Here is a 15,744-nt window from a genome sequence, read left to right as displayed (position 1 = left end):
ACCCCGACTCGTGCCCGTCGTGGTCCGGGCTTCGTATAGTCAAAGCGGCGCTGGCGTGGAAGCGGATTTGCGCTGCGGCAACAGGTGGCCTGCGGTTATCCGCGCAAGGGCGATCAAGCGATTGACCTTTTTCAACATTTCTGACTGTCCAGGAGGCAAAAATCGACCTGAAAAATCCAGATTATCAACCTGTCACGAAATCGTGCTGATTTGCGGATTCCGCAGGTGCAGGAGGGGGTGGATGTTCAAAGGGCAGCCCGCGTGGGGCTGCCCGATTGTCGCCGACTCGCCAGTCGCGTATCAGAGTTTGTAGCTGACCTGTTTCACATCCGCATCCGGCGCGGTCTTCTGGCTGCGCACCCGCAGGCGGTTGAGCGCGCCGACATAGGCCTTCACCGAGGCGAGGATCGTGTCGGTATCGGCAGCCGAGCCGGTCACGATGCGCCCATCCTCCTCCAAACGTACGGACACGGTCGCCTGCGCGTCGGTGCCCTCGGTCACTGCATGGACCTGATAGAGCTTCAGCTTCGCCTTGGTCGGGTAGATCGACTTCACGCAGTTGAAGACTGCATCAACCGGGCCGTCGCCTTCGGATTTGCAGCTTTTCTCTTCGCCATCGACGAGCATCTTCAGCTCGGCTTCCTGGCCGTCCGAACCGCAGACCACGCGCAGCCAATTCACTTGCAGGTAGTCGTCCGCCGTGTTCGCGGCGGTGTCCGACATCAGCGCGATCAGGTCGTCGTCGTAGATCTCTTTCTTGCGATCGGCCAGCGCCTTGAAGCGCACAAAGACATCGTTGAGCTGGTTGTCGGCCAGATCATAGCCCAGATCGTTGAGCTTCGAGCGCAGCGCGGCGCGGCCCGAATGCTTGCCCATCGCGATATTGGTCTCGGTGATGCCGATATCGGAGGGTTTCATGATCTCGAAGGTCTCGACGTTCTTCAGAACGCCGTCCTGGTGGATGCCGCTTTCATGCAGGAAGGCGTTCTTGCCGACGATCGCCTTGTTGAACTGCACCGGGAAGCCCGAGACCTGCGCCACGCGGCGCGAGATGTTCATGATCTTGGTGGTGTCGATGCCGGTGTCGTAGGGCATGATGTCGTGGCGCACCTTCATCGCCATCACCACCTCTTCGAGCGCGGTATTGCCCGCGCGCTCGCCCAGACCGTTGATCGTGCATTCGATCTGACGTGCGCCGGCGTCGACTGCGGCCAGCGCGTTCGCCGTCGCCATGCCCAGATCGTTGTGGCAGTGAGTGGCGAAGATGATCTCATCGGCGCCCGGCACGCGCTCGAGCAGCATGCGGATCAGTGCAGCGGACTCGGCCGGTGCGGTGTAACCCACCGTGTCGGGGATGTTGATCGTCGTGGCCCCCGCCTTGATCGCGATCTCGACGACGCGGCAGAGGTAATCATGTTCGGTCCGGGTCGCATCCATCGGCGACCACTGCACGTTGTCGCACAGATTGCGCGCATGCGTCACCGTTTCGTGGATCACTTCTGCCATCTGGTCCATGTCGAGGTTCGGGATCGCACGGTGCAGCGGCGAGGTGCCGATGAAGGTGTGGATGCGCGGCGATTTGGCGTGCTTCACCGCTTCCCAGCAGCGGTCGATATCGGGCAGCTTCGCGCGTGCAAGGCCGCAGATCGTGGAGGTCTTCGCCCGTTTCGCGATATCGCTCACCGCCTCGAAGTCGCCGATCGAGGCGATCGGGAAACCGGCTTCGATGATGTCGACGCCCATCTCGTCGAGCAGGTCGGCGATCTCGAGCTTCTCGTCATGGGTCATCGTCGCACCCGGCGATTGCTCGCCGTCGCGCAGGGTGGTGTCGAAAATCAGAACGCGGGATTTGTCGGTCATGGTCTGGGCCATCTGCTGTCTCTTTCGTCTTGGCTCTTAGCGTCAGTTGGTCCCGAAGGCCAGCATTGCGCGGTGGCTTTCGGAAGTTGTCCGGGCGCTGGATACCCCTGAGCGTTCGCGCCCGAAGGCACGCTCAGAGGCTGCTAAGAAGAAGGAGACCACGGGAGATCGCGCCACGGGCGCTGGCCCCGGCGGTCTGGATCTGGATATGAAAGTCCCGTGTCATGGGGCGCACTATAAGCGCCGAGCCCCAAATGAAAAGCAAAAAAGAAACCGCGCGGGGGGAGGCTGCGTAGCCTTGAGCGAGCAAAAAGGGAGGTAGGCGTGACCCCTCAGGCAATCGTGATCGGAGATACGGGCGGGATCGGGGCTGCGATCCGTGCCGAGTTGGAGGCGCGCAGCTACCGGGTGCGCGGTCTGTCGCGGTCGCGCGACGGCTTCGACGTGACGGACGAGGCGTCGATCGAGGCGGGGCTCGCCGGGATTGAAAGTCCGGTCGATCTGGTATTCGTGGCCTCGGGCGCGCTTGGCACGCCGGAGAAATCGCTCTCGCAGCTCACGCCCGGGGAACTCGCCAGCCAGTTCGCGGTGAACGCTATCGGGCCGGCGCTGGTTCTGAAACACGCAGCCCGCCTGCTCCCCCGTGACCGGCCCGCGCGCTTCGCGGCGCTCTCGGCACGGGTGGGCTCGATCGGAGATAACCGGCTGGGCGGGTGGTATAGCTACCGCACCTCCAAGGCCGCACTGAACCAGCTTTTGCACGGGGCTGCGATCGAACTGGCCCGCAGTCACAAACATCTCGTGGTCGCGGCCCTCCATCCCGGCACGGTCGACACGCCCTTCACCGCCGATTACCCGCGCGACAAACTCGCCCCCGCCGAGGCCGCGCGGCGTCTGCTCGATGTGCTCGACGGCCTGAGCCCGGCGCAAACCGGTGGCTTCTTCGACCATGCGGGCAAGGAGATCCCCTGGTGAGCGACGGTAAACCCTGCCTGATCGCGGTGCTCGGCGATCAGCTCAGCCCTGAGGGCGCGGCTTTGCGCGCGGGGGACAAGGCGCGTGACGTGGTGGTCATGGCCGAGGTGCGCGAGGAGGCGACCTATACCGGCCATCACAAGCAGAAACTCGCCCTGACCTTCGCCGCGATGCGCCGCTTTGCCGATGAGCTGGAGCGCGACGGCTGGCGCGTTCTCTATACGAAGCTCACCGATGCTGAGAACGCGGGCTCTCTCGTCGGAGAATTCGCGAGGCGTGCCGAGGAGGTCGGGGCAGAGGAGGTCCTGACCCTCGCGCCCGGTGAATGGCGCCTGCGCGAGACGTTCGACAGCGTGCCCATTAAGATCCGCCAGTTGCCCGACGACCGCTTCATCTGCTCGGAGAAACGCTTTGCGGATTGGGCCAAGGGTCGCAAGGAGCTGCGCATGGAGTGGTTTTACCGCGAGATGCGCCGCGAGACCGGCCTACTGATGGAGGGTGACGATCCGGCGGGCGGCACCTGGAATTACGACAAGGAGAACCGCAAGCCCGCCCAGCCAGATCTCTTCCGCGAGCCCGCGCCCACATTCCGCAAGGATACGCTGGTGCAAGAGGTACTCGACATGGTCGCGGCGGAATTTCCCGACAATTTTGGCACGCTGGAGGAATTCAACTGGCCCGTCAGCCGCGCGCAGGCGGAACGCGCGCTGAAGCATTTCATCTCCCACAACCTTTGCGATTTCGGCCCCTATCAGGATGCGATGCTGGAGGATGATCGGCTCCTCTATCACTCGCTCCTGTCTTCGTGCCTCAATCTCGGCCTGCTTACCCCGCGCGAGGTGTGCGACGCGGCCGAAGCGGCCTACAGGGCGGGCAGGGCCCCGATCCAGTCTGTCGAGGGGTTCATCCGTCAGATCCTCGGCTGGCGCGAATATGTCCGCGGGATCTATTTCCTCGAAGGGCCCGATTACACGTCCCGCAACGCGCTGAACCACAAACGCGACCTGCCATGGTTCTACTGGTCGGCCGAAACCGACATGGCCTGCATGAAAGCCGCGATCGCCCAGACACGCGATCTCGCCTATGCCCATCACATCCAGCGGCTGATGGTGACAGGGAATTTCGCGCTGTTGGCGGGCATCGATCCGCGCCAGGTGCAGGATTGGTATCTCGCCGTCTATATCGACGCTTATGAATGGGTGGAGGCGCCCAATACGGCAGGGATGAGCCAGTTCGCCGATGGCGGGGTCATCGCCTCGAAAGCCTATATTTCCTCGGGCGCCTATATCGACAAGATGTCGGATTATTGCGGGGGCTGCGCCTATGCGGTGACGGCGAAGGATGGCGAAAACTCCTGCCCGTTCAACAGCCTCTACTGGCATTTCATCGACCGCCATCGCGCCCGGTTCGAAGGGAATGCCCGAATGAAACTCGTCTACCGCAACTGGGACAAACAGGACGAAGCGACGCGCGAAGCCAAGCTGAAGACGGCCGAAGCCATTCTCGCCAAGCTCGACGCCGGCGCGCGGATCTGATCCTCTGCTACCCCTTCGAGTTGGTAAAAATATCCCCGCCGGAGGCTCCCGCAGCTGTCACGAGTGCACGGGCCGGGAGCTGCGCGCTCAATTGCCCGCGGGCGTGTCCTGCGCGGGCGCGCTCTCGGCGGTGTCGGGGCTGGGCGGCGCGCTCGTCTCCGCGCCTGTCCCCCCCCCGGTCGCGAGCGCATCATTCGTCCACTGGCCCTCGGCGGTCTTGCCCGAAGCATAGGTCATCTTGCCTTGCCCCTCGCGCTTGCCATTGGTGAAATTGCCCTCGTAGACATCGCCATTGGCATAGATCGCCCGTCCTGCGCCGTCGATCGCACCATTGCGCCACTCACCCTCGTAGACGAACCCGTCGGGCATCGTCAGCTTGCCCGTTCCGTCGCGCTGGCCGCGCTTGAACCCGCCCTCATAGATCGTGCCGTCGGCATAGTGCGCGATACCCTGGCCGTCGCGCTGGCCATCGGCCCAGTCGCCTTCATAGGTATAGCCGTCGGGATAGGTCATCTTGCCGCGCCCGTCATTGCGCGCGTTCTTGAACTCGCCCTCATAGACGAGCCCGTTGGCGTAATGCGCGATGCCGGTGCCCTCGATCACTCCCGCGACCCAGCCGCCCTCGTAGCTCGAGCCGTCGGGATAGGTGATCTTGCCTTGGCCGTCGGGCTGGTCGTTGAGGAAATGGCCCTCGTAGATCGAGCCGTCCGGGTAGGTGGCGCGGCCTTCGCCTTCGATCCGGCCCTCGTTCCAGTCGCCGGCATAGACATAGCCATCGGTGCCGCGGAAGGTGCCGGTGCCGTGGCGTTTGTCGAGCAGGAACTCGCCGGTATAGACATCGCCATTGGCATAGGTCACGCGGCCCCTGCCGTGGCGCTTGCCGCCCGCCATCTCGCCTTCGTAGACATCGCCATTGGGTTGGGTCAGCGTTCCCATCCCGTTCATTTGCCCGTCTTTCCACTGACCGACATAGCTCAGCCCGTCGGTCATCGTCAGCGTACCCTCGCCATCGCGCTGGCCGTTTGCCATCTGGCCTTCATAGGTCGAGCCGTCAGGATAGGTGATCTTGCCCACCCCCTGCTTGATCCCGCCCAGCCAGTCGCCCTCGTAGCGATAGCCGTTCGCACTCTCGAGCGTGCCCTTGCCGTCATGCATCGCATCGCGGAACTGGCCGGTATAGGTTGAGCCGTTGGCGTAACGGGCGGTCCCGGTGCCGGTGATCTGGCCGTTGAGCCAGTCGCCCTCATAGGTGCCGCCGTCGGCAAAGGTGATCTTGCCCTTGCCATTGGGTTTGCCGCGGGCGAATTCGCCCTCGTAGACGGAGCCGTTGGGAAAGCGTGCGCGGCCCTGACCGCGGATCTCGCCCATCACCCATTCGCCCTCGTATTCATAGCCCGAGGGAAGCTTGTAGGTGCCGTAGCCGTCCTGCTTGCCGTCGGTGAACGTGCCCTCGTAGAGCCCGCCATCCTCGTATTGCTTGGTGATCACGTCCTTTGCGAGCGCGGCCTGAGTGCCGAGCCCGACGAGAAATGCCAATGCGACGGTGCGAAGCTGCGCCCCTGCCATGCCTGCCCTCGATCCTGCTGCCCTCGGCTGCGCGGCGGATTCGTCCCGCGCGGCCCTTTTACAAAGGTTAAATGCCGCGCCCGGGGGTGACAAGCGCGCAAGGTGCAGTCCGCTTGGCCAGGCGTTCGGCAGGCCGCTCACGCCAGGAGTAGCGGTGCGCCAAGCCAGTCGCGCAGCCCTTGGGTAATCTTCTCGGGCTGTTCGAGCGGACTCATGTGGCCAGCGCCCAGGATCAGCCGGTATTCCGCATGGGGCATCAGCTCGGCAAGGAATTCATGGCGGCGCGGCGGGCAGATGCGGTCATATTCGCCGCACATCAAAAGCGCCCGCGTCTTGGTGTTGCGCAGTGTGCGTTGCAGATCGGGGCGGCGCATCAGCGCGCGCGACTGGCGCTCGAACGCGTCGGGGCCGAGAGCGGCCGCCATTTCCAGCATCAGCGCCTGTACGGTGGCGCGGCCCGCGCCGGGGGCGAGCGAGTCGGAGGGGATCTCGTCGAGCATCATCTCGTCGAGCCGCCCCGTGCGCGCCCCCACGATCCGGGTCTCGCGGCTGGCGGCGACCTGCGGTGTCTCGGGCAGGGGCGAGACATCGATCAGCGCGAGCTGGCTGACGCGCTCGGGCGCGCGGCGCAGGATCTCGATTGCCACCACGCCGCCCAGCCAGTGTCCGGCGAGCGCAAAGCGTGTGGGGGCATCGGCTAGTACCGCCTGCGCCATCTCCTCGATGGTAGAGCCGCGCAACCGCGCGACCATCACGCTGCGTTCACTCGACAGGTCCTGCAACTGGTGCCAGAACAGGCGTGCATCGCACATGAATCCGGGCAGGAAGACCAGCGGGTCGTTGGGCATGGCTCGAAACCTCTTTCGCGGCGCTTTTGCGCTCTGTTGAGGCGGAGTGTGCCGCAAGCCCGCTGGGCTGGCAAATTGAAAACCGCTGGGCGGCGGATCACAGCCGCTCGATCACCTCGGCAAGCGCCGTCTCGATCAGTGCCAGACACTCGGGCGTCGAGAACCGGTGATCGGCGCCCTTCACCAGCGTCAGCCGCATGTCGTCGCCCTCGGCATGATCGAGAAGGCGGATCGCGGTTTCGGTGCTCACGGCATCGTCGGCCGTACCTTGCAGGAAGCGGGTCGGGAAGGGGAGCGACAGGGGCGTGCGCAGCACGAGCCGGGTGCGCCCCTCGTTGATCAGGCGCCGCGTGATCACATAGGGCTCGCCGTATTCCGATGGCACCGCGACCGAGCCTTCCGATTCGAGCTTGTGGCGCGTCTCCTTGTCGAAGCTCGCCCAATAGCCGTCTTCGGTAAAATCGGGCGCGGCGGCGATGGTCACGAGGCCGGCAACCCGCTCGGGATGCTCGCGCGCCATCAGCAGCGATATCCAGCCGCCCATCGACGAGCCCACGAGAATTTGCGGCCCCTCGGTCAGCGCCATGATCGTGTCGCGCGCGTCCTCGAACCAGTCACCGATCGCGCCGTCCTCGAACGCGCCGCCCGAGACGCCGTGGCCGGAATAGTCGAGGCGCAGGAAGGCGCGGCCCTCGCGCTTGGCCCACTCCTCGAGTGCGATCGCCTTCGTGCCTTCCATGTCCGATTTGAAACCACCCAGGAACACGACGCCCGGGCCTTTGCCCGGGGTGCGGTTATAGGCGATGCGGCGGCCCTCGGGCGTGTCGAGATAATCGGTCATGCGCTCCTCCGTGGCAAAGTCGCGCCCAGCCTAGCGCCGGGCGCGGGAGGCCTCAAGCCACGCTCCGCGATCCCCCCGATGGGCCGAGAGCCGCCCGCTACGACCAAGGTCTAATTGCCGCGACGGGCTTGTGTGGGTGCTAATGGTCGACATTCTTGAGTCACTAGGGAGGATATCATGGCCTGGGCGAAACCCGTTCTGCGCGCAATCGACTGCGGTATGGAAATCAACATGTACGGTCCGGATTCGGGCGACGAGGGCGGCGTCCTCTTCTGAGGCGTGCTTTCGGCGCGGGGAGGGCCGAATGACACTTCACGCGCGGATCCTGGGGGCGGCAGCCGGAGGCGGCCTTCCCCAGTGGAATTGCGGTTGCACGAATTGCAATCTTGCGCGGGCCGGGGAAATCCCGGCCCAGACGCAAAGCTCGGTCGCGGTCAGCGGCAACGGGCGGGACTGGGCGATCCTGAACGCCTCTCCAGATATTCGCGAACAGATGGCGCGCACCCCCGAGCTGCACCCGACGGGGCTGCGCGACCTGCCGCTTCGCTCGGTGCTGGTCACCAATGGCGATATCGACCATGTGGCGGGCCTGCTGGTGCTGCGCGAAAGCCAGAACTTCACGCTTTTCGCCACGCTCGAGATCCATGCTGTGCTCGGGGCGAACCCGATCTTCGATGCGCTGCGGCCCGATTGCGTGACCCGCGCGCCGGTCGCGCTCGATACGCCATTCGAGCTTGCGCCCGACCTGAGCGCGCAGCTCTTTGCTGTGCCGGGCAAGGTGCCGCTCTATCTCGAGGGCGCCGAGGTCGTGACCGATCTGGAGGGCGAGCAGACCGTGGGGGTGGAGTTGCGCGCAGGAAAAACCCGCGCGTTCTACATTCCGGGCTGCGCGAAACTGACCCCGGCGCTTGCGGCGCGGCTGAAGGGCGCCGATCTCGTGATGTTCGACGGCACGCTCTGGTCGGATGACGAGATGATCGCCGCGGGACTGAGCGCCAAGACCGGGCGGCGCATGGGGCATATCTCGATCTCGGGGCCCGAGGGCAGTCTCGCCGCTTTCGAAGGGCTCGGCATCGCCAAGCGCATCTTCGTGCACATGAACAACAGCAACCCCGTGCTGCGCCCGGATTCGCAGGAACGCGCCCGCGTCGAGGCGGCGGGCTGGATGATCGGGCAGGACGGGATGGAGGTAAGGCTATGACCCAGACACGCGAGGCCTTCGAGGCCCGCCTGCGCCAGATCGGTGCGGAGCGCTACCACGACAAGCACCCGTTCCACGATATGCTCCACTCGGGTCGTTGCACCCCCGATCAGGTGCGCGCCTGGGTGATCAACCGCTATTACTATCAGCATACGATCCCGATGAAGGATGCCGCCTTCATGTCGCGCGTCGAGGAGCCGGCGCTGCGAAGGGCATGGCGCTCGCGCATTGAGGATCACGATGGAACTGCCGAGAACGAGGGCGGGATCGAGCGCTGGTTGCGGCTGGCCGATGCGGTGGGACTCGACCGCGACTACGTGGCCTCGCGGCAGGGCGTGCTTCCCGCGACGCGGTTCGCCTGTGACGCCTATGTCCGGTTCGTGCGCGACAAGACGCTGCTCGAGGCCGTGGCCTCCTCGCTGACCGAACTTTTCGCGCCCGCGATCCATGCCAACCGGATCGAGGGGTTGCTCGCGCATTACGATTTCGCCGATGACCGGTCGCTGTCCTATTTCAAGCGTCGCCTGTCGGAGGCGCCCAAGGATGTGGCCTTCGGGCTGAAATGGGTGCTCGATCATGCCGATACGCAGGAAAAGCAGGATGCGGCGGCGGCGGCGCTCGAGTTCAAGACCGATGTGCTCTGGGCCCAGCTCGATGCGCTCCATTCGGCCTATGTCGCGCCTGCGCACATCCCGCCCGGGGGCTGGCAGCCCGGCACGCATCTGATCCGGGTCGCGGCATGATCGCCCAAGGCGCGATCCCGGTGATCCCGCGCGGGGTCCGGCTGCATCGCGATGCGGTGCGCGACCGCTGGGTGCTGCTTGCGCCGGAGAAGACCATCGCCCTCGACGAGATCGGCCACGCCATCCTCTCGCGCATCGACGGGCGGACGGATTTCACCACGCTGATCGACCGACTCGCAGCGGATTATGCCGCTCCGCGCGAACAGATCGCGCCGGATGTCTCGGGCTTCATCGAAGCGCTGGCCGAGCGTCGCATCCTGGAGGTCGCATGAGCCGCATTCCGCCCCCGATGGCCATGTTGGCCGAGCTGACCCACCGCTGCCCTCTGGCTTGTCCTTATTGTTCGAACCCGCTCGAACTCGAGGCGCAGGAGCGCGAATTGTCGACCGAGGACTGGACGCGGGTCTTTGCCGAGGCCGCAGAGCTGGGCGTGCTGCAACTCCACCTTTCGGGGGGCGAGCCCGCGACCCGGCGCGACCTGACCGATCTGGTGCGCGCCGCGCGCGAGGCGGGACTTTACACCAATCTCATCACGTCGGGGATCGGGCTGACGCGGCGCAGGCTCGAGGAACTCGACACGGCGGGGCTTGATCATGTCCAGCTGTCCTTGCAGGGGATGGATGCGGAACTGGCCGACAGGATCGGCGGCTACAAGGGCGGGTTCGCGCGCAAGATGCAGGTAGCGGGCTGGATCGGCGAGATCGGCTTTCCGCTTACGCTCAACGCGGTGCTGCATCGCCAGAACCTGCATCAGCTGCCGCGCGCGCTGGAGATGGCGCAGGAGATGGGCGCGCGTCGGATCGAGGTGGCGATCGTGCAATTCTACGGCTGGGCGATGAAGAACCGCGCCGCCCTGATGCCGACACGCGAACAGGCCCGCGAAGCCGAGGCGCTTGTGGCCGAGGCGCGCGAGTCGCTCAAGGGTAAGCTGGTGATCGATTTCGTCCCCGCCGACTACCATGGCGACTATCCCAAACGCTGCATGAATGGATGGGGGTCGGTCGGGCTCAACATTGCACCAGACGGCTTGGTCCTGCCCTGCCATGCGGCGCGCACCATTCCGCATCTGGAGTTCTGGACGGTGCGGGATCGTTCGCTGCGCGAGATCTGGTACGACAACCCCGCCTTCAACGCCTATCGCGGCGATGACTGGATGAAGGAGCCCTGCCGCAGTTGCGAGCGCAAGGCAATCGACCTTGGAGGCTGCCGCTGTCAGGCGCTGGCCATCGCGGGCGATCCCGCGGCGGCCGATCCGGTCTGCGTGAAATCGCCAGCTCATGCGAAGATGCGGGCGATGGCGGAGGCGTTCAACGCCGAGGGCGAGAGCGCCGAGCTGACCTATCGCCATTACGCCTGAGGTACGTTTCTCCTCGCGGCCCCGAGGGGATCGTTCCGGGGTTCGGAACTCAGCGAGCGCGCCTGCCGCACCCGCGCACCTGCGCGATTGCAAGGGGCGCGCGGTCAGGATAAACGAGCGCGCATGAGCAACCGTCCCGCCCTCCCGCCCGAAATCGCCCGTCGCCGCACCTTCGCGATCATCTCGCACCCGGATGCGGGCAAGACCACCCTGACCGAAAAGTTCCTGCTTTTCGGCGGCGCCATCCAGATGGCCGGACAGGTGCGCGCCAAGGGCGAGGCACGGCGCACGCGCTCGGACTTCATGAAGCTCGAACAGGATCGCGGGATCTCGGTCTCGGCCTCGGCGATGTCGTTCGAATACGGCACCTATCGCTACAACCTCGTCGACACGCCCGGCCACTCGGATTTCTCGGAAGATACCTACCGGACGCTGACCGCCGTGGACGCCGCGATCATGGTGATCGACGGGGCGAAGGGCGTGGAGAGCCAGACCCGCAAGCTCTTCGAGGTCTGCCGCCTGCGCGACCTGCCGATCCTGACCTTCTGTAACAAGATGGACCGCGAGAGCCGCGAGACCTTCGAGATCATCGACGAGATCCAGGAAAACCTCGCGATCGACGTGGCCCCGGCCTCCTGGCCGATCGGCGTGGGTCGTGAGTTTCTCGGCTGCTACGACATGCTGCATGACCGGCTGGAACTGATGGACCGGGCCGACCGCAACAAGGTGGCCGAGTCGATCAAGATCAGTGGTCTGGACGACCCGAAACTGGCCGAACATGTGCCTGCCGATCTGCTGGAAAAGCTGCGCGAAGAGGTCGAGATGGCCCGCGAGCTGCTGCCGACCTTTGACCGCCAGAGCTTCCTCGAAGGGCATATGACCCCGATCTGGTTCGGCTCTGCGATCAACAGCTTCGGTGTGAAGGAGCTGATGGACGGGATCGGCGAATTCGGCCCCGAGCCGGAGGTCTTCCACACCGCCGAGCGCGACGTGGCCCCCGAGGAGAAGAAGGTCGCGGGCTTTGTCTTCAAGGTTCAGGCCAATATGGACCCCAAGCACCGCGACCGCGTGGCCTTCGTGCGCCTCGTCTCGGGGCATTTCGAGCGTGGCCAGAAACTCTTCCATGTGCGTTCGAAAAAGCCGATGGCGGTGTCGAACCCGGTTCTGTTCCTTGCCGCCGACCGCGAGCTGGCCGAAGAGGCCTGGGGCGGCGACATCATCGGTATCCCGAACCACGGCCAGCTGCGCATCGGCGACGCGCTGACCGAGGGCGAGACGCTGCGCTTCACCGGCATCCCGAGCTTCGCGCCCGAACTGCTGCAATCGGTGCGCGCGACAGACCCGATGAAGGGCAAGCACCTCGAAAAGGCGCTGATGCAATTCGCCGAGGAGGGCGCGGCCAAGGTGTTCAAACCCGCGATCGGCTCGGGCTTTATCGTGGGTGTCGTCGGCGCGCTGCAATTCGACGTGCTGGCAAGCCGGATCGAGCTGGAATATGGCATCCCCGTGCGTTTCGAGCCCTCGCAATTCACCTCCGCGCGTTGGGTGCAGGGCGACAAGGTGGCGGTCGAGAAACTGGTGAACGCCAACAAGCAGCACATCTCCTACGACCATGACGGCGACATCGTCTTCCTGACACGCCTGCAATGGGACATCGACCGCGTGGTGCGCGACTATGAGGGTGTCACGCTGAGCGCGACCAAGGAGATGATGCAGTGACCACCACCCCGCTGCCCCCCGAGCTTGTGTCGATCCTGTGCAACGAGGCCAGCGCCCCAGATGATGTGCGCACGGTCGAGGCGTTGGTGGCGTTGTGGCTTGCCGACAACGAGGTCGAGCCGGAGGATGAGAGCTTCCCCTGGTCGGTGCTCTGCGTCTTCGAGCTGCGCGAACATCCCGAAGTGCTTTGGGGGTTCATCCGCAAGGCGCTGACGGATGCCACGACCGTCTGGCAGGTCGTGATGCTGGCCGCGGGGCCGCTCGAGGATCTGATCGCCGATCATGGCGCGGAGTTCATCGACCGGATCGAGCGCGAAGCCCGCCATTCCGCGCGGTTCCGTTTCGCGCTGACCGGCGTCTGGCCGCAGGGCGAGGGTGATCCCGAACTGTGGGCGCGGATCGAGAAAGCCCGTGCTCTGGCGATGGATACCGGCATCGACATGGGCGGCCCGCTGCCCGCGAAGTGATGCGCACCTGCTCGGGCGTCAGTTGGCGTAAATCACAGTTCCGCGCCTGACCTGTGCACCTGCGCGCCTCCGACCTAGCTCTGAAACAGGAGGAGGTCATGGCGCAAATCTCTCGTTTCTTGGGGAAAAGGATCGCGCGGTTTCTGCAAAAGCAGACGCGGTACTACAAACCGTTCGGTGTGATCCCGACCCGCGCGCTGCGCGCCACGCTGCGCCCCGGTGACGTGCTTCTGGTCGAGGGCGACCGGCGGATTTCGGCGGCGATCAAATATCTGACCCATTCCACCTGGTCGCACGCGGCCTTCTACACCGGAGGCCCGCCGGGGGGCGAGCTGATCGAGGCCGATCTGGAGGCGGGCGTGCGGATCACGGGCCTGTCCGAATATGCGCATCTCAACACCCGGATCTGCCGCCCCATCGGGTTGGAACATGCCCAGCTGGAAGCAGTCATCGACTACATGCAGGCCGCGGTCGGGCGCAGCTATGATCTGAAGAACGTGGTCGATCTCGCGCGATACCTGCTGCCGCGCCCGCCCGTGCCGCACCGGTTCCGGCGCCGGATGCTGGCGTTAGGCTCAGGCGATCCGACGCGGGCGATCTGCTCGACCGTGATCGCCGAGGCCTTCCATTCGGTCCACTACCCGATCCTGCCCGATATCGAGCAAAGCTCGGAAGATGCGCAGCGCGAGATCCTGCATATCCGGCATTACTCGCTTTTCACGCCGCGCGATTTCGACCTCTCACCCTATTTCGAGGTCATCAAGCCGACGCTGGAGGCGGGGTTTGATTTCCGCAAATTGCCCTTGGCGGAGTGAGGTGGAGGGTTCGGGAGCCTCCGGCGGGGATATTTGAAGCAGTTGGAAGATCTGTTTCCACACATTCCAACTGCTTCAAATATCCCCCGCGGAGCGTCCTGCCACCACCACGGGCGCAGGCTTACATCGAGAAGGAGATACCGCAGCCGCAGGAACTCGAGGCGTTCGGGTTCTCGATCACGAAACGCGCGCCGATCAGCTCGTCGGTGAAATCGATGGTGGCGTTTTCGAGGAAGGGCAGGGAGACCGGGTCGATCAGTACCTTCTGGCCCGCGCCTTCGAGCACGATATCGTCGCTGGCCGCACTCTCTTCGAGCTTGATGTCATATTGAAAGCCCGAACAGCCGCCACCCTCGACGGCCACACGCAGCGCTTGGGGTGCATCACGACCTTCGTTGATTTCCGCCAGCCGCGCGAAGGCGCGATCGGTCACTTTGGGGGGCAGTTGCATCGGAGTGGCCTTCCTGGCCCCGCAGGGCCTGTATTTCCGTCACATCCGAGATATAGGAGGGGCGAGGCGTGCCGACAAGACGAGGTTTTTCCAGTGCTCAAGCCCTATGCCTGCCAGCCCGGCGAGAGCCGCGGGCGGCTTCATCCCGAAAGCATGTCCACCTTCCGCTCGCCCTTCCAGCGCGATCGCGACCGGATCATCCATTCTTCGGCGTTTCGGCGGCTCAAGCACAAGACGCAGGTTTTCGTCGAGCATGAGGGCGATTATTACCGCACGCGACTGACACACACGATCGAGGTGGCGCAGGTGGCGCGCACCATCGCGGGGGCCTTGGGGCTCAATACCGATTTGGCCGAGGCGGTGGCGCTGGCGCATGATCTGGGGCACCCGCCCTTCGGGCATACGGGCGAGGACGCGCTGGCCGAGCTGATGGCGCCTTACGGCGGGTTCGATCACAACGCGCAGGCGCTGCGGATCGTGACCAAGCTCGAAAAGCACTATGCCGGGTTCGACGGGTTGAACCTGACCTGGGAAACGCTCGAGGGCATCGCCAAACACAACGGGCCCGCGATTTCCGACAAGGGCGGCTCGCACAGCTTTCCCTGCCGCGACCAGCTTCCCTACGCTTTGGCCGAGGTCGATGCGCAATGGGATCTGGAGCTGGAGACCAATGCGTCGGCCGAGGCGCAGGTGGCGGCGGTCGCCGATGACGTGGCCTATAACCACCACGACCTGCACGATGGCTTGCGCGCGGGGCTCTTCACCGAAGAGGACCTTTGCGAGTTGCCGATGATCGGCGAGTGTTTCGCGGAAGTGGATCGCCTGCATCCCGGGCTTGATCGCTCACGCCGCCAGCACGAGGCGCTGCGCCGGGTCTTCGGCGTCATGGTCGAGGATGTGATCCATGTGGCCGAGAACCGTCTGACCTCGCTCGGGCCGCAATCGGTCGACGATATCCGACACATGGACGGTCCGATCATCCGCTTCTCGAAGCCGCTCTATCAAAGCCTCAAGGTGCTCAAGCAGTTTCTGTTCCAGCGCATGTATCGCGCGCCCTCGGTGGTGGTGGAGCGCAAGCGCGTGACCGAAATGGTCAACGCGCTCTTCCCGCTGTTCATGGAGCGCCCCGAGCTTCTGCCCGAGGATTGGCAGGACGAGGTGGCGCTTGCCCGGATCGCGGGCGGGGATCGCACGCGCCCGGAGGCAAAGCAGGCGCTGGCGCGGGTGGTGCTCGATTACGTGGCCGGGATGACCGACCGTTTCGCGATTCAGGAATATGAACGGCTGATCGGACGCAATATCTGAGCGGAACAACTTTCCTGTGGTTTCTGTTAGTCTGGTGACGAACAGCAACAGGAGGGAACGC

At 64.7% G+C, this 15,744-nt stretch carries 16 protein-coding genes; 11 read left to right on the top strand and 5 right to left on the bottom strand.

All coding sequences use genetic code 11. The annotated features are described in order from the left end of the window. Nucleotides 1-300 precede the first annotated feature (300 nt). A complete protein-coding gene (locus tag BMG00_RS10680; protein ID WP_078574795.1) occupies nt 301-1,860 on the bottom strand; it encodes a 2-isopropylmalate synthase in 1,560 nt (519 codons plus the stop codon). A gap of 324 nt (nt 1,861-2,184) precedes the next feature. On the opposite strand from BMG00_RS10680, the gene BMG00_RS10675 reads away from it, so the two are divergent. Beyond that, nucleotides 2,185-2,835 carry an SDR family NAD(P)-dependent oxidoreductase gene (locus BMG00_RS10675; protein WP_078574337.1) on the top strand — a complete coding sequence of 217 codons (651 nt, stop codon included), beginning with the start codon at nt 2,185-2,187 and terminating at the stop codon, nt 2,833-2,835. Beyond that, nucleotides 2,832-4,370 carry a cryptochrome/photolyase family protein gene (locus tag BMG00_RS10670; protein ID WP_078574336.1) on the top strand — a complete coding sequence of 513 codons (1,539 nt, stop codon included), beginning with the start codon at nt 2,832-2,834 and terminating at the stop codon, nt 4,368-4,370. Before BMG00_RS10675 ends, BMG00_RS10670 begins: the two co-directional genes overlap by 4 nt. Nucleotides 4,371-4,457: 87 nt before the next feature. Here BMG00_RS10670 and BMG00_RS10665 read toward each other — a convergent pair whose 3' ends face one another. The 3 genes from BMG00_RS10665 to BMG00_RS10655 form a co-directional block, all read right to left on the bottom strand. Continuing rightward, on the bottom strand, nt 4,458-5,936 hold the full coding sequence (locus tag BMG00_RS10665) for an MORN repeat-containing protein (RefSeq protein WP_078574335.1): 1,479 nt from the start codon (nt 5,934-5,936) through the stop codon (nt 4,458-4,460). Nucleotides 5,937-6,073: 137 nt separating this feature from the next. Continuing rightward, entirely contained in the window at nt 6,074-6,784 is a 711-nt protein-coding gene (locus tag BMG00_RS10660; RefSeq protein ID WP_078529788.1) for an alpha/beta fold hydrolase, read from the bottom strand. A gap of 97 nt (nt 6,785-6,881) precedes the next feature. Then, nucleotides 6,882-7,625 carry an alpha/beta hydrolase gene (locus BMG00_RS10655; protein WP_078574334.1) on the bottom strand — a complete coding sequence of 248 codons (744 nt, stop codon included), beginning with the start codon at nt 7,623-7,625 and terminating at the stop codon, nt 6,882-6,884. Nucleotides 7,626-7,802: 177 nt separating this feature from the next. Here BMG00_RS10655 and pqqA point away from each other — a divergent pair, with 177 nt between their 5' ends. The 8 genes from pqqA (at nt 7,803) to BMG00_RS10615 (ending at nt 13,927) form a co-directional block, all read left to right on the top strand. Further along, on the top strand, nt 7,803-7,901 hold the full coding sequence (pqqA, locus tag BMG00_RS10650; protein ID WP_038079365.1) for a pyrroloquinoline quinone precursor peptide PqqA: 99 nt from the start codon (nt 7,803-7,805) through the stop codon (nt 7,899-7,901). Nucleotides 7,902-7,929: 28 nt separating this feature from the next. Continuing rightward, nucleotides 7,930-8,826, top strand: a complete 897-nt coding sequence (gene pqqB, locus BMG00_RS10645) for a pyrroloquinoline quinone biosynthesis protein PqqB (RefSeq protein WP_078574333.1) — start codon at nt 7,930-7,932, stop codon at nt 8,824-8,826. Then, a complete protein-coding gene (pqqC, locus tag BMG00_RS10640; protein ID WP_078574332.1) occupies nt 8,823-9,569 on the top strand; it encodes a pyrroloquinoline-quinone synthase PqqC in 747 nt (248 codons plus the stop codon). The genes pqqB and pqqC overlap by 4 nt, the downstream gene beginning before the upstream one ends. Further along, nucleotides 9,566-9,841 (top strand): pyrroloquinoline quinone biosynthesis peptide chaperone PqqD, encoded by a 276-nt coding sequence (gene pqqD / locus BMG00_RS10635; protein ID WP_078529784.1) that lies wholly within the window; start codon nt 9,566-9,568, stop codon nt 9,839-9,841. The genes pqqC and pqqD overlap by 4 nt, the downstream gene beginning before the upstream one ends. Continuing rightward, a complete protein-coding gene (gene pqqE, locus BMG00_RS10630; protein WP_078529783.1) occupies nt 9,838-10,926 on the top strand; it encodes a pyrroloquinoline quinone biosynthesis protein PqqE in 1,089 nt (362 codons plus the stop codon). Before pqqD ends, pqqE begins: the two co-directional genes overlap by 4 nt. A 123-nt stretch (nt 10,927-11,049) precedes the next feature. After that, on the top strand, nt 11,050-12,645 hold the full coding sequence (locus BMG00_RS10625) for a peptide chain release factor 3 (RefSeq protein WP_078529782.1): 1,596 nt from the start codon (nt 11,050-11,052) through the stop codon (nt 12,643-12,645). Next, nucleotides 12,642-13,112, top strand: a complete 471-nt coding sequence (locus BMG00_RS10620; RefSeq protein WP_078529781.1) for a DUF6869 domain-containing protein — start codon at nt 12,642-12,644, stop codon at nt 13,110-13,112. Before BMG00_RS10625 ends, BMG00_RS10620 begins: the two co-directional genes overlap by 4 nt. Nucleotides 13,113-13,210: 98 nt before the next feature. Continuing rightward, entirely contained in the window at nt 13,211-13,927 is a 717-nt protein-coding gene (locus tag BMG00_RS10615) for a C40 family peptidase (protein ID WP_078529779.1), read from the top strand. A 121-nt stretch (nt 13,928-14,048) separates the two neighbouring features. Here BMG00_RS10615 and BMG00_RS10610 read toward each other — a convergent pair whose 3' ends face one another. Continuing rightward, nucleotides 14,049-14,378, bottom strand: a complete 330-nt coding sequence (locus BMG00_RS10610) for a HesB/IscA family protein (RefSeq protein ID WP_078529777.1) — start codon at nt 14,376-14,378, stop codon at nt 14,049-14,051. A 93-nt stretch (nt 14,379-14,471) separates the two neighbouring features. Here BMG00_RS10610 and BMG00_RS10605 point away from each other — a divergent pair, with 93 nt between their 5' ends. Then, on the top strand, nt 14,472-15,683 hold the full coding sequence (locus tag BMG00_RS10605) for a deoxyguanosinetriphosphate triphosphohydrolase (protein ID WP_078574331.1): 1,212 nt from the start codon (nt 14,472-14,474) through the stop codon (nt 15,681-15,683). The last annotated feature ends 61 nt before the right edge of the window (nt 15,684-15,744 follow it).

Source organism: Thioclava marina, from assembly GCF_002020135.1.
GTDB lineage: Bacteria > Pseudomonadota > Alphaproteobacteria > Rhodobacterales > Rhodobacteraceae > Thioclava > Thioclava marina.
Note: the sequence above shows the minus strand (reverse complement) of the source record. Positions and strands in the feature narration are given on the sequence as shown.

Excerpts from the sequence above, each read along its gene's own strand:
- BMG00_RS10615 (WP_078529779.1), top strand. The coding sequence starts at position 13,211 with ATGGCGCAAATCTCTCGTTTCTTGGGGAAAAGGATCGCGCGGTTTCTG.
- BMG00_RS10665 (WP_078574335.1), bottom strand. The coding sequence starts at position 5,936 with ATGGCAGGGGCGCAGCTTCGCACCGTCGCATTGGCATTTCTCGTCGGG.
- BMG00_RS10610 (WP_078529777.1), bottom strand. The coding sequence starts at position 14,378 with ATGCAACTGCCCCCCAAAGTGACCGATCGCGCCTTCGCGCGGCTGGCG.
- pqqC (WP_078574332.1), top strand. The coding sequence starts at position 8,823 with ATGACCCAGACACGCGAGGCCTTCGAGGCCCGCCTGCGCCAGATCGGT.
- BMG00_RS10625 (WP_078529782.1), top strand. The coding sequence starts at position 11,050 with ATGAGCAACCGTCCCGCCCTCCCGCCCGAAATCGCCCGTCGCCGCACC.
- pqqE (WP_078529783.1), top strand. The coding sequence starts at position 9,838 with ATGAGCCGCATTCCGCCCCCGATGGCCATGTTGGCCGAGCTGACCCAC.
- BMG00_RS10655 (WP_078574334.1), bottom strand. The coding sequence starts at position 7,625 with ATGACCGATTATCTCGACACGCCCGAGGGCCGCCGCATCGCCTATAAC.
- pqqB (WP_078574333.1), top strand. The coding sequence starts at position 7,930 with ATGACACTTCACGCGCGGATCCTGGGGGCGGCAGCCGGAGGCGGCCTT.
- pqqA (WP_038079365.1), top strand. The coding sequence starts at position 7,803 with ATGGCCTGGGCGAAACCCGTTCTGCGCGCAATCGACTGCGGTATGGAA.
- BMG00_RS10680 (WP_078574795.1), bottom strand. The coding sequence starts at position 1,860 with ATGACCGACAAATCCCGCGTTCTGATTTTCGACACCACCCTGCGCGAC.
- pqqD (WP_078529784.1), top strand. The coding sequence starts at position 9,566 with ATGATCGCCCAAGGCGCGATCCCGGTGATCCCGCGCGGGGTCCGGCTG.
- BMG00_RS10660 (WP_078529788.1), bottom strand. The coding sequence starts at position 6,784 with ATGCCCAACGACCCGCTGGTCTTCCTGCCCGGATTCATGTGCGATGCA.